Origin of the sequence: Streptomyces sp. M41, from assembly GCF_043673425.1 — a bacterium.
In the GTDB taxonomy this organism is placed as follows: Bacteria; Actinomycetota; Actinomycetes; order Streptomycetales; family Streptomycetaceae; genus Streptomyces.
This window is the reverse complement of sequence record NZ_JBIMKE010000003.1, coordinates 304,782-318,457: the sequence shown is the minus strand read 5'-3', so window position 1 is coordinate 318,457 and position 13,676 is coordinate 304,782. Positions and strand designations below refer to the sequence as shown.

Sequence of the window (13,676 nt, the reverse complement as noted above, 5' to 3'; positions counted from 1 at the left end):
CACCCGGCCGGCGTCACTTCTTCGGCGGCACCGCCGGTATCCCCAGGAAAGGCAGCCGCAGCGCGCCGAACGCCTCCGCCGGGACCGCCGGGTTCTTCGGCTCGACCGGCTTGAGGCGTTCGTACGCCGCCGCCTGGTCCGGACGCGGGTCCGCCTCGCCCTTGTTGGGCCAGTACGACATCGCCCGCTCGGCCTGTGCGGTGATCGTCAGGGAGGGGTTCACGCCGAGGTTGGCCGAGACCGCCGACCCGTCGACGACCGAGATGCCGGGGTGACCGTACAGGCGGTGGTACGGGTCGATGACGCCGGTATCGGGGGAGGAGCCGATGGGGCAGCCGCCGAGGAAGTGGGCGGTGAGCGGGGTGCCCATCAGCTCGCCGACGTTGGAGCCGGCGAAGCCGTTGATCGACTCGGCGATCGCCGACGCGCCCTCCGAAGCCGCCTTGATCTGCTTGGGGTTCGCAGAGCCATGGCCCTGGCGTGCCGTCAGCAGGCCCTTTCCGACGCCGTCCTGCTTCAGATACGTCGTCAGGGAGTTGTCCAGCGACTGCATCACCAGGCCGATGATCGTCCGCTCCGACCAGCGGCGGTTGGACAGTGAGCGCAGCAGGAGCAGGGGGTGGCGGGCCGCGTTCGCCAGCCAGGCGCCGGCGCGCGACCGGCCGCCCGCGTACGGGACCTGGAGGATCGACAGGCCGCCCATGGAGTTGGAGCCCCGGCCGTAGCGGACCGGCTCGATGTGGGTGTTCTCGTCGGGGTGGATCGACGACGTGATGGCGACGCCGCGCGTGAAGTCGACCTTCGCCTCGCCCGTGGCCTTGCGGTAGCGCCGGTTGTCGGTCTGCGCGCCGACCAGGGCCTCGGAGTTCGTACGGGTCAGCTCGCCCAGCTTCGCCGAGATGTACGGCAGCTGCCCGCCGGCCTTCATCCGGTGCAGCAGGGTCTGGGTGCCGTACGTGCCCGCGGCCAGCACCACCCGGCGCGCCCTGAACAGCCGGGCCTCGCCCTTCTTCTTGCGGTCGGTCGGCAGTGTCGCCACCGCGTACCCGCCCTGCGAGTCGCCGGTGACGGAGGCGACCGTGGTCATGGGGTGGACGACCGCGCCGGCCTTCTCGGCCAGGTAGAGGTAGTTCTCGTTCAGCGTGTTCTTCGCACCGTGCCGGCAGCCCGTCATGCATTCGCCGCACTCGGAGCATGCCTTGCGCGACGGGCCCGCCCCGCCGAAGTAGGGGTCCGCCACCTCCTCGCCCGGCCTGGCCTTCGCCGTTCCCTCGGCGTCCTTGCCGTCGCCGAAGAACACGCCGACCGGCGCCATGTGGAAGGTGTCGCCGACGCCCATCTTCTCGGCGGCTGCCTTCAGGTGGACGTCGGACGGGGTCATCGTCGGGTTGAGCCGGACGCCGAGCATGCGCTGGGCCTGGTCGTAGTACGGCTTCAACTCCTCGTGCCAGTCGGTGATGTCACGCCACTGCGGGTCCTCGAAGAAGGGCTTCGGCGGTACGTAGAGGGTGTTGGCGTAGTTGAGGGAGCCGCCGCCGACGCCCGCTCCCGCCAGCACCATGACGTTGCCCAGCAGGTGGATGCGCTGGATGCCGTACATGCCGAGCTTGGGGGCCCAGAGGTAGTTCTTCAGGTCCCAGGAGTTCTTCGGGAGGGACGCGCGGCTCCAGCGGCGGCCCGCTTCCAGTACGCCTACGCGGTAGCCCTTCTCGGTCAGGCGGAGCGCCGTTACGGATCCGCCGAACCCCGACCCGACGACGATGACGTCATAGTCGTACTCGGAGCCGTCGTCCTGTCGGTGGGCAGAGTTCTCCTGTGACACGTGCTCTCCTCGTTGAAAGCGGTGGTGCGGCGGCCTCGGAAACGGGGCCCTAGCGGAAACGGAACGCCTTCATCACCCGCAGGCTCCGGCTCATGAACTGGGCGTACTTCTCGTCGTCCATGCCCAGCGAGGGCGCCATCGGCAGCAGCCGCTGCTGGGCGACCGTCTGGGCCTCGGTGTACTTGAGGATGCCCTCGGAGCCATGGCGGCGGCCGAGGCCGGAGTCCTTCATGCCGCCCATGGGCGATTGGACGCTGCCGTAGGCGGGGGCGTAGCCCTCGTTGACGTTCACCGTGCCGGTGCGCAGACGGGCGGCGACCGCGCGACCGCGGCTGCCGTCCTTCGTCCAGACGGAGGAGTTCAGGCCGTACGGCGTGGAGTTGGCGTGCGTGATCGCCTCGTCCTCGGTCTTGAAACGGTAGATGGAGACGACCGGGCCGAAGGTCTCCTCGGAGCAGACGGCCATCGGCGCCTCGACGCCGTCGAGGATCGTCGGCTCGAAGAAGTACGGGCCGATGTCGGGACGGGCGGTGCCGCCGGCGACGAGCTTGGCGCCCTTGGCGACGGCCTCCTCCACGTGGCGAGTGACCGTCTCCAGCTGGCGCTCGCCGACGAGGGAGCCCATGTCGGCGCCGTAGGCGAGGGACTTGCCGAGGCGCATCGCCTTGGTGCGGGCGGCGAAGCGCTCCACGAAGGTGTCCGCGATCGACTCGTGGACGTACAGCCGCTCGATGGAGATGCACAGTTGCCCGGCGGAGGAGAAGCAGGCGCGGACGGCGCCGGCGGCGGCCTTCTCCACGTCGGCGTCCTCGAGTACCAGCATGGCGTTCTTGCCGCCGAGTTCGAGGGAGACGCCGACCAGGCGGGCGGCGGCGCCCTGTGCGACCTCGCGGCCGGTGCGGGTGGAGCCGGTGAAGGAGACGTAGTCGGCGCGCTTGACGACCTCGGGGCCGATGACGGGGCCCTCGCCGAGGACGACCTGGAAGACATCGGCGGGCAGACCGGCCTCGATGAGCAGGTCACGGGCCCACAGGGCGGTCAGGCAGGTCTCGGTGTCCGGCTTCATGACTACGGCGTTGCCCGCGACGAACGCCGGGAGCGCGTCGCCGACGGACAGCTCCAGGGGGTAGTTCCAGGGGGCGATCTGGCCGACGACGCCTCGCGGGTGGCGCAGTTCGGTGACGCGCGTGAGGGCGGGGATGGCGCCCGTGTGCCGCTTCGGCTTGAGGTAGGCGTGGGCCTTACGGCCGTAGTGGCGGGCCGCGACGGCTACGGCCTGCACCTCCTCGTGGGCGTGCAGCCGGGCCTTGCCGGTCTCCAGCTGGATGAGGTCGAGGACCTCGGCCTGGCGTTCCAGAACCAGGTCGTGGAAGCGGAGCAGGACGGCGGCACGCTGCCGTACGGGGACCTGCGCCCAGACCGCCTGGGCCGCGCGGGCCGCCTCGAATGCCTTCTGCACGTCCTCGGGCGTGGACTCGGGCAGGTCGGCCAGCTTCTCGCCGGTGAACGGGGTGTGGTTGGCGGTACGGCCGGAGCCGACCACGCCCTTGGTGAGCTGGGCCACCAGCTCGGGGGTGACCACGTCGGCAGCGGTACGGGCGCCCGCCGGGGCGGGGGCGAGGGGGTTGGTGCCGGTCTTGGCCGGGGCCTGCGCGTCCGTCATGAGGCGCAGGGTATGCCGCGACGAGGGCTTTGTGTACCCGTCGGTAATGGGGATTCACCGAGTGCTCACATGCTGCCAGTGTCCACTGGCAACAAACCCGCTGATCAGGGCGTTGCCGCTACATTCGCGGGGCGATACCGGATCATCCGATCTCGAGTCGGTCACGGGCGCCCTTGAAGACCGCGGTGCCCTTCTTCTCCGTGGGTGTGCCCTTGGGCATATCTACGCGCAGTTCGTACATGCGGTCGTCTCCGGTGACGACGAAGAGCTGCATCACGCGGGTCGGCGACACCTCCTTGTCGTACGTCGTGTCGGAGAGGACGGCGTCGTAGCCCTTGAAGGTGGTGCGGGTGGACTGGGTGCTCGCGTCGTGGTTGTAGCTGTCCCAGGTGTCGTGCGCCGCCTGCGCCTGGTCGAGCAGCGGGCGGGGTGCCTCGTCCCACTGGGTGAGGCGTACCTGGACGAGGCCGATGTCGTAGACGACGAGCCGCGGCTGGTCGGTGGCGCCGCCTTCCCGGGCGGCCTCCTTGTACTCGGCGGGGAGGGAGAGGGTGGCGGCCATCTCCTTCTCCCGGTGCTCGGTCCAGGCGCCGGGGGCGGGAGAGGGGGTGGAGGTGCGCTCCGGGCTCTTCGTGGGCGCGCTGTGGGCGGACGGCGCCTTCCTCGGGCCGTCGCCCCCGCCGACGAGGAAGGAGGAGGTGGCGAACCAGGTGCCGCCGACGAGCAGGACGCCCAGGACAGCGACGGGGATCGGGCGCAGGAGGGGGCGGGGGCGGGGGGCGGTGGTGGTGGGGGTGGCGGGGGTGGCGGAGGACGAGGCGGTGGAAGAGGAGGAGGTGGCGGCGGGCGGCGTGGCGAGCGTTTCGGGGGACGTCGCTGGGTAGTCCTGCGCGGGGGTCCCCGCGGGGACGGGCTCGGAAGTGCCCTCGGAGCCAGGCCCAGGAGTCCGCCCCGGTATCGGCTCCGCCGACGCCCCGGCCGGCGACCCGGGCGAACCATGTCCGCCCGGCCCTTCGGACGCCACCGCGCCCTGGAGCCGTAGCGTCCCCGCGTCCTCCCTGAACTCCCGCAGCCCCGAGACGTCCTGCGGCTGCGCAGCCGCCGGCTCGCCGGACGGACCCGGCACCGCCCGGCCCTCGGCCACCGCCACCAGATGTGCCTCGGCCTCCTCCGCGCCGGGCCGCTCCTCGGGCTCCTTCGCCAGCAGCCGCACGAGCAACGGCCCCAGCGCCCCCGCCTGTTTCGGCTGCGGCGGGTCGGCGGCGAGGATCGCGGCGAGCGTGGACTCCAGCGTCGTACGGCGAAACGGGGACCAGCCCTCCACGGCGGCGTAAAGGAGCACGCCCAGCGACCACAGGTCGGAGGCAGGGCCGGCGCCGCTGCCGGACATCCGCTCGGGGGCGATGAACTCCAGCGAGCCCACGAACTCGCCGCTGGCCGTGAGGGACTCCTCGCCCTGGACATGGGCGATGCCGAAGTCGGTGAGGACGACACGGCGATGGGGGCCGAGCAGGACGTTGGCGGGCTTGACGTCGCGGTGCACGATGCCGACGGCGTGCGCGGCGCGCAGGGCGCCGAGGACGGCGAGCCCGATACGGGCGGCCTCGGGCGCGTCGACCGGCCCGCGCCGGAGGACCTCGTGCAGGGACTCGCCACGGACCAACTCCATGACGATCCAGGGCAGTCCGTCCTCGGCGACGACGTCGTGGATGGAGACGGCGGCCGGATGGTCGACGCGGGAAGCGGCGCGGGCCTCGCGGTAGAGCCGGTGGGCGGCCCGCTGATGGGCCGCCTCCTCCGGGTCGCCGGGCAGCCGGGGCTGCTTGACGGCGACCTCACGCTCCACGAGTTCGTCGAACGCCCGCCAGACCGTGCCCATCCCGCCGGAGCCGATGCGCTCGATCAGCCGGTAACGCCCGCCGATCACCCGGGAGTTGGAGCCGGTGCCGCCGCCGTCGTTGCTCATGCCCCATGACTACCTTGCGAGGCCGGACGTTGGCCAGTTCAGAGTTTGTCGATGCCCACGTTCGCGATGGCGGTACGCGCCACCTCGCGCCCCCGGTCCCTGAAGTCACCCGCGCCCGGGTAGCCGACGGTGAGCTTGTACATGTCGCCCGCCGAGGACTTGTAGTAGAAGATCCGCATCTCGCGGGGGCGGGGGTTCTCGGTGTCGTCGGTGGTGTAGACGATCGTGTTCTCTGCGGACTTCTTGCCCTGGTAGGTCGTCTGCTCGGGCTGCGTCTTCGGGTTCGCCGGCATGCGGACCTCGTACATGCCGTTCTGCTTGAAGTCGCCGTCGTCGTCGTACATCTCGGCCGCCGCGGACCCGGCGATCTCGTTGCCGGAGTCCTCGGCCTTCTTTTCGAGCGACAGGGTGATCACGATGGCACCGCTCGCGTCGGTGTACGTGACCCAGTGGCCGTCGTCCGTGCCCTCGGGCAGGCTCTGCTTGTAGCCCTTGGGCACCGCCAGCGTCGCGCCGAGCGCCTTCTCGTGGTGGGTGTCCCAGGTGTCCGGCAGCGGCCCCGCGAACGGGTCGGCGATCACCAGATACGCCGCCACCGCCGCCGCGACGACCGCCGCACCGAGCCCGAGCAGCGCCTTGCGGCCCAGCCGGACGCCGCCCCTGACGACGTCGGGGATCCGGACGACCTGCGTGGTGACCGGCGTCGGCGGGGTGGCCGCCTGTTCCAGCAGCGCACGGGTCTGCGCGGCGTTCGGGCGGCGCGCCGGGTCCTTCTGGAGGAGGCCGTTGATGGCCTCGGCGAGCGGGCCCTGCGCGGAGGCGGGGGGCGCCGGCATGGCGTTGAGGACGGACTGGAGGGTCGCGGGGGTGTTGCTGCGCCGGAACGGCGAGACGCCCTCCGACGCCGCGTAGAGGACGACGCCGAGGGACCACAGGTCGCTCGCCGGGCCGGGCCGCTGGCCCAGCACCCGCTCGGGCGCGATGTACTCGGGCGAGCCGACGAAGCCGCCCGTGTCGGTGAGGTTGGTCTCGCCCTCGATCTGGGCGATGCCGAAGTCGGTGAGGACGACGCGGTCGTGCCGGCCGAGGAGGACGTTGTCCGGCTTGACGTCGCGGTGCAGGATGCCGGCGGCGTGCGCGGCCTCCAGGGCGCCGAGCACCTCCAGGCCGATTTTCGCCGCCTCGCGGGCGTCGAGCGTGCCTTCCTGGAGCAGGTCGCCCAGCGAACGGCCCTGCACCAGCTCCATCACGATCCATGGACGGTCGTCCACAACGGCGACATCGTGCACGTTCACGACCGCCGGGTGATCGAGCCTGGCCGCGGCGCGTGCCTCGCGGCGCATCCGCTCGTAGGCATTGGCGCGTTCGCGTTCGGGAAGGTGGTCCGGTACGCGAGGCTCCTTGACGGCGACCTCCCGGTCCACCGTCTCGTCCTTGGCACGCCAGACCGTGCCCATGCCGCCGTGGCCGAGTTTGGCGAGCAGCCGGTAGCGGCCGGCGATCACCCGTCCGGTGCCGGGAGCCGGTTCGGTGGGCTGGGCGGAGGGGGCGGGCTGCCGGCCAGGGGGCGTGACCGGCGGTGCAGAGGGGTGAGCGGGCGGCGAGGCCGGCGCCGCGGCGGGCGCGACCTGCGGGGGTACGGCCCCGGTGGGCACCGCGTACGGGTTGTCCGGATGCGGCACGGGCGCGTGCGGGTTCGGCTGCGGAGGTTGCAGTTCAAAACTCGTCGGCTCGTCGGGCCGGTAAGGGTGTCCCCCGTTGCTGCTCATGGCTCCATCCTTATCGCGGCAAGCGGTTCGGCATCCAGCGGGAATGCTTTCCGGTCACAGAGCCGTGACTCACCTCGTCACTTATCTCCCCTTTATCCGGGGTTGGCGGACATGGGGGCGGGAGGAGCGGGTTGAGGGGCCGCTTCCGTAGTGACGCCGGGTGGCGGGGCCGTGGAAGTAGCCGAGGGCGTGGCAGCACCTGAGGCTGTGGAGGTGGCCGAGGGCGTGGCAGCACCTGAGGCCGTGGGAGTGCCCGAGGCCGTGGCAGCACCTGAGGCCGTAGGAGTGCCCGAGGGCGCAGGAGTGCCCGAGGCCGTGGAAGCACCCGGGGACGTGGAAGCACCCGGTCCCGTAGGCTCGCCGGAGTTCTCCGGTGCCGAGCCCGTCGGCACCACGCCTCCGTCGCCGCCCCCGTTGACCAGCAGTGCCGCCGCCGAGATCCCCGCCACTGCCATCGCGGCGACCAGCACCGCCATGGCCAGCTTGGTGCGTGTGGAGTAGCGGTGCTCCGCACTGCCGAACCGTTTCACCAGGACCGTGGACCCCGTCTCGAGGAAGGTGCGCAGCATGTGCTCCGCGCCCGCCGCGTCCAGCCGCCGGCCCGGATCGCGCTCCAACAGCCCCTGCACGACGGGCAGGATCGGCTCCGCCTGCGCGGGCGGACGTATCTCGGCGGAGACCACGGCGAGCACGATGCCGCTCAACGAGTCGCGCCGGAACGGCGATTCACCGCTCAGGGCCGCACACAGCAGGGCCCCCACCGACCACAGATCGGAGGCGGGGCCGGTCCTCGCCCCCGACATCCGCTCGGGCGCGGTGTATTCGGGCGAGCCGACGAAGGAACCGGACTCGGTGAGCGTGCTCGTGCCGGGCAAGCGGGCGATGCCGAAGTCGGTGAGGACGACACGGTCGGTGCCGTTCTCGATGAGCACGTTGGCCGGGGTGATGTCGCGGTGCAGCACTCCGGCGGCGTGGGCCGTGCGCAGCGCGCCCAGCAGATCGGCGCCGATACGGGCGGCCTCGTGCGCGTCGACCGGCCCGTGCGCCGCGAGCCGGTCGGCGAGGGAGTCGCCGTCGACCAACTCCATCACGATGCAGGGGCGTTCGTCGTCCTCGACGACATCATGGACGACGACGATGTTCGGGTGGCTCAGCTGCGCCACCGCCTGGGCTTCACGCAAGGTGAGTTCGCGCTGCCGCCGGGCTTCGGACGCGGAGAGCGTCTCGTCGATGGGGAGTTCCTTGACGGCCACCCGGCGTCCGAGCAGCTGGTCGGTCGCCTGCCATACGACGCCCATGCCGCCGCGACCGACGCGGACCTCCAGACGGTAACGGCCCGCGATGATCCGGAAGTCGTCCCCCTGGTCCCCATGGGTCGCCATGCGCACCATGATGCCCCAGGGATTTGGCGAGCCATCGAGTTCCGGTCACCGCCGACTCAGCGGCCGGCACGGCCTCGGTCGGCCTGGCGCGCCCCGCACCCCGTCCCGCACCGCGTGCTGCCCGCGTGCTGCCCGCGTGCTGCCCGCGTACCCCACGCGCCGCTACCGCTCCCGCCAGCCCTGCAACACGAGTTCGAACTGCTTGCGGGTGCTGGGCCAGTCGGCAGCGGGGGCGGCCATGTAGATCGCGTACTCGACACCGTTCCTGGACATGTACATCTGGTCGACGGCCCGATACGGCCCGGGGGCGTCCGAGTCCTTCGCCAGCGCGGTCCACCTGTACTCCAGCCGGGCACCCGGCCGGTCACGGTAGAGGTTCCGCTCCAGCCGCACCCGCTCGTAGTCCACCAGGCGCTCACCCAACTGCTGGTCGAGATCCTCCTGATGCGCGTACGAGTCGTCGAAGTCCGGCGCGCTGTCCACGGCTATGCGAAGCAGGTGCCGGCCGCCGTCGGGCGAGTAGTCGATCTGTACGAGGCCATCGCTGTCGTCATCGTCCAGGGGCACCCGCTTCCAGCCCTCGGGGAGGTACAGGCTGAAGCCCTCGGGGTCCTCGACCTTCTTCCAGGAGGCCGGTGCACCGAGCCCGTCCTGGTCGTCCTTGGCCGTGTCGGTCGGCGAAGGCGCCGTCGAGGCGGACGCGGAGCCGGCGGAACCACCGCTTCCAGGCCCCCACTTCTGCAACACCACCGCCGTGCCCCCGCCCACGATGGCGGCGAAGGCGACGACCAGGGCGACCGTGCGCAGCCGCCGCCGCTTGCGCGACGGGGTCGGCATGGCGCCGGTGCCGGTGCCGATGTCGGCGCCTGTGTCTGTGCGCGTCCCTGCGCCCGCGCCCACGCCTGTGTCGGCGCCTGCGCTGCTGCCGGTGCCGTTGCCGGTGCCCCTGCCGGGGGTGTCGTAAGAGAAGCCGATGGCCGTCGGCCCGGTCCGCGGGTGATACGGCGTGCCGGTCACCACCGTCTCGGAGCCGGTGCGCGCGGTGGGCCCGGTGCGCGCGGCCGGCCCGGTGTGCTCCGGCCCCGTGCGCGCCTCCGGCTCGTACCGGTTGTGCTGTGTCGGCACGTACGCCTGCGCCTCGTTCGGTCGCCGGCCCTCCGCCGCCTCGGCCAGCATCTGCTCGGCCTCGGCCGCGTCGGGCCGGGTGGCCGGATCCTTGCGGAGCAGCGCGGTGATCACGGGTGCGAGCGGGCCGGAGTGCTGAAGCTCGGCGGCCTCCTCCTCGACCACGGCCTGCATGGTGCCCAGCGGCGAGGTACGGCGGAAGGGCGAGCGGCCCTCCACGGCGGTGTAGAGGGTCGCGCCGAGCGCCCACAAGTCGGAGGCGGGGCCCGGGTCATGGCCCCGGACCCGCTCGGGGGCGAGGTAGTCGACCGAGCCGACCACCTCTCCGGTGCGGGTGATGGTGGTGTCGCCCTCGATCTGGGCGATGCCGAAGTCGGTGAGCAGGACGCGGCCGTCGTCCTCGGAGAGCAGGACGTTGCCGGGCTTGACGTCGCGGTGCAGAACTCCGGCGGAGTGCGCGGCGCGCAGGGCCCGCAGCACCCAAAGGCCGATGCGTGCGGCCTCGGTCGGTTCGACGCGTCCGCGCTCCTTGACCGTGTCGGCCAGCGAGTTCCCCTCGACCAGCTCCATCACGATCCACGGCCGGCCATCGTGCTCCAGCACGTCGTGCACGGTGACGACGGCGGAGTGATTGATGCGCGCGGCGGCGCGCGCCTCGGCGCGGGTACGCGCGAGCAACCGCTCCAGCTCGCTCTCCGAGACATAGAGCGCGGCGGTCAACTCCTTGATCGCCACTGCTCGGTGCAGCACCTCGTCATGCGCACGCCATACGCGGCCCATACCGCCGCTGCCGATCGCGTCGGCGAGGCGATAGCGCCCCGAAACGAGCTGGCCCTGCATCTGATTCACGTCGCCCCGCAATGTTCTTGACAGAGTCAGATTAGGGACCGGCCGACGTCACCGGAACCACGGGGGTGCCAAGGAGACCGCACTGTGATGGTTGTCGCTTTCTCTGCCGCGAAGCAACCATCACGCAGCGTCCGTAAGGGAAACCGTTCGGTGACCTGCAATCAGCCGAAGACCCGGTTGTTCCGCGAGTGCGCCCGCAATACGAACCGAAATCGGCTCAGCGGTGAATCCGGGGACCGGTGTTCTGCAGGTGGTTCTGCAGGTGGTTCTGCCGGTCTCTGCCCGTTTCTGCCGGTGTCCAGCCGTGGAATGACACGGAATTGGTTCAGCCGGTGAATTGCACGGAATTCAATTAGTCGGTGAACTGGTAAGTCGCCGACGCCTGTTCGAACAACCGCGTCACCTCGTCCCGCTCCGCCTCCGGCCCACGCAGCTGCACCACGTGGTACCGCCCCTCGATCAGCATCGCGACATTGCGTACGAACAGCTCGCGCCCCTGGTCGTCGGTCCAGGTGAACTGCCCCTCGGCCATGGACCGCTGACCGACCTTGATGGTCTTCAGCCCGCCGGAGGAGGCCCAGCTGGAGTCCCGGTAGGGCTGTAGTTCACGCTCGTGCTCCCGCTGGTAGACCATGGGATCGCTGCCGTACTCGTCCGCGGTGTCCCGTCCCGGTACGACGATGAGGTCGAAGTCGCCGTGCGAGTACACGACCTGCCCACGGCCGTTCTTCCCGGTGCGGTCCCAGCCGTTGGCCACGGCCACCTGGAATCCGGCCGCGTCATCGCGCAGGGTGAAGCCGTCGGGGAGGTCGGGTCCGGTGGTCTGCGTCTCGTCCGAACCTGCCTCCTCCGAGGGGCTGTTGCCCGACCCCGGAGACGTCTGGTCGGGCCGCGGTTCGCTGCTGGCGTCGGCGGTCTGCTCTGGCGTCGCCTGCTCGGCCTGACCAGCGGCGCCGGTGCGATCGGCGTCGGCCGTGGCGCCGTCGCTCTGGTCCGCCTTCGGCATGAACAGCATGGCGTAGGCGATTGCGGCGGCCATGCCGAGCAGCACGAGCACCAGCAACGTACGTCCGAGCCTGCGGGGCGATGGTGCCGCTTCCCGCTTGGCCCGCTTGTGCCGCCCGTGATGCGCGGGCAGCCCGGCCCGGCGCCGTCGCACCAACTCGCCGCGACGCCGCACGATCGGCAGCCGGTTGGGGTCGACCGGCGGGGCGGCGACGACATGCGCACCGGCTTCCGGCTCGGGTGCCGACCGCACGAGGGAGCGCAGCCAGCCGCGCAGTTCCTCGAAGTCGAGCCGCTCGGTGGGGTCCTGACGCAGCAACGACTCCACGACCGGCCTCAGCGGCCCGCACTCCTCGGCGAAGGCGGGCGGCTCGGCACACACCATCTGCACCAGCTCGGCCGTCGAGTCCTCCGGATACGGCGCATGCCCCTGCACGGCCCGGAACAGCAACGCCCCCAGGGCCCACAGGTCGGTCGCCGGCCCGATCGGCGCGGCCAACTGCCAGTTCTCATGCACCGGACCGGCCTGCTCCGGCGCCCACCGCTCGGTCACGGGCCCCACCACGGCCATCCGGGCCTGCCGGGCCCGCTCCGCGGCGAGCGCGGTGGTGGGACCACGGTGAGCGGAAGCACCGACTCGGGCTCCGGCGCCGACGCCGCCACCGACCTCGGCTCCGGTTCCGACTCCGGACCCGGGCCCGGACCCGGTCACGAGGTCGTTCCAGCGGGTCGGCGGGTGGGGGGCGTTGACGGTGGCGGCACTGTCCGCGTCAGGCCGTGGTGCGCCCAGGCCGGACGGCGGTTGGCGTGGCCCGGTCCGGGGCAGGCCCGCATGGTCCTGGTTCTCGTCCGTCGGCGCGCCGCCGACCCCGCTCCGGGGCCCGGCGCCATGCCAGGCCGTGGCCTGCACGCCGTACGGGTCGGCTATCCGGCCGGGGGGCGAGGTGGTGGTGCCGCCGCCGGAGGGATACGGCTGCTGCGCCGCACCATTGGCCAGAGCCGCGGGGCCGTCCTCGGGCGCCGAACGGGCCCCGGGCAACGTCGCCCGCCCGCTCTGCTGGGCCTCCTGCACCCGGGCCGCCGCACGCGCCCCCGCCCGATACGCGGCGATCGCTCCGGCACGCGCGGCCCTGACGTCCCCGCCGGTTTCCAGAGCGCCGCGCGGTGCGGGGCGGGGTGCCCCTCCCCCGCCGCCCGGCTCGCCCCCGGGTCCCGGCAGCCCGCCCGCGGCACGCGCCTCGATGGCGGCACGCCGGGCGGCCTCGGGGTCGGTGCCCTCGGCGCCGGGCCCGCCCGCGGTCGGGCCGCCCCCGAACGTCCCGGCTTCACCGGCCCCCTCACCGTCCTCGGCCGGCACCGGGTCATACCCGCACAGCGCCTCCTCGGCCGCCCCGACCGCGAGCCCCGTCAGCATCACGCGGCCGTCGTCGCAGACCAGCACCGTGCGCGCGGTGATGTTCCGGTGGACCCAGCCATGGGCGTGCAGCACCCGCAACGCCATGAGGACATCGGAGGCGACCTCCGCCGCCCGATACGGCGTCAGCGGCTTCTCGGCGAGCAGTGCGGCCAGCGGACGCGCGGCCACCAATTCGCTCACTATCCACAGCGAACCGCCGTCGGCGAACACGTCGAAGACCTGGTCCAGCCGGGGATGGTCGGGAATGCGCGCCGCGGCCTGCGCCGCCTCGACCGCCCGCCGCACCGCCGGATCGCCGGACCGGCGCTCACTCGGACGAGCCGGGGCCCGTCGCCCCGCCCCATGGTCCCGGCCGCCCCCCACGCCCCGCACGTCCCGCGCGGTGAATCCGTCCGGCAACCCCTCGGCGTCGAGCACCTCCGCTTCGACGACCTCCGGCAACGGCACCTGGCGGACCAGTACTTCCTGACCGCTGTAGGTGTCGAAGGCCCGGGTCTCGGTGAGTTCGTACTCGTCGGAGGGCGGCAGCGGCAGGCGGTAGCGGTCGGCGAGCACTCGGCCCGCGTAGTCCTCCACGTTGCCTCCCCCGGCCGCCCGGATGGTCAATTCCGCTCGCCTTGCGTCCCGTTCCGGACGCACGTGTGGATGCGTACGGTCCGCAAGCACTCACGATACGTG

The 13,676-nt window shown here is 72.1% G+C and carries 7 protein-coding genes; all 7 read right to left on the bottom strand.

Annotation, left to right across the window (positions count from 1 at the left end; genetic code table 11):
* Positions 1 to 13: 13 nt before the first annotated feature.
* Positions 14 to 1,822 (bottom strand): GMC oxidoreductase, encoded by a 1,809-nt coding sequence (locus ACHBTE_RS05910; RefSeq protein WP_394722305.1) that lies wholly within the window; start codon positions 1,820 to 1,822, stop codon positions 14 to 16.
* Positions 1,823 to 1,871: 49 nt separating this feature from the next.
* Positions 1,872 to 3,485 (bottom strand): succinic semialdehyde dehydrogenase, encoded by a 1,614-nt coding sequence (locus ACHBTE_RS05905; protein WP_394722304.1) that lies wholly within the window; start codon positions 3,483 to 3,485, stop codon positions 1,872 to 1,874.
* Between the two features lie 142 nt (positions 3,486 to 3,627).
* Positions 3,628 to 5,451, bottom strand: a complete 1,824-nt coding sequence (locus tag ACHBTE_RS05900) for a serine/threonine-protein kinase (protein WP_394722302.1) — start codon at positions 5,449 to 5,451, stop codon at positions 3,628 to 3,630.
* Positions 5,452 to 5,489: 38 nt separating this feature from the next.
* The gene (locus tag ACHBTE_RS05895) at positions 5,490 to 7,220 is read right to left on the bottom strand and encodes a serine/threonine-protein kinase (protein ID WP_394722300.1); all 1,731 of its coding nucleotides are present in this window, start codon (positions 7,218 to 7,220) and stop codon (positions 5,490 to 5,492) included.
* A 92-nt stretch (positions 7,221 to 7,312) separates the two neighbouring features.
* Entirely contained in the window at positions 7,313 to 8,602 is a 1,290-nt protein-coding gene (locus ACHBTE_RS05890) for a protein kinase (protein WP_394722298.1), read from the bottom strand.
* Between the two features lie 162 nt (positions 8,603 to 8,764).
* Positions 8,765 to 10,567 carry a serine/threonine-protein kinase gene (locus ACHBTE_RS05885; protein WP_394722481.1) on the bottom strand — a complete coding sequence of 601 codons (1,803 nt, stop codon included), beginning with the start codon at positions 10,565 to 10,567 and terminating at the stop codon, positions 8,765 to 8,767.
* A gap of 361 nt (positions 10,568 to 10,928) precedes the next feature.
* Positions 10,929 to 13,574: a protein kinase gene (locus ACHBTE_RS05880; RefSeq protein WP_394722297.1), complete on the bottom strand. Its 2,646-nt coding sequence runs from the start codon at positions 13,572 to 13,574 to the stop codon at positions 10,929 to 10,931.
* Positions 13,575 to 13,676 lie beyond the last annotated feature (102 nt).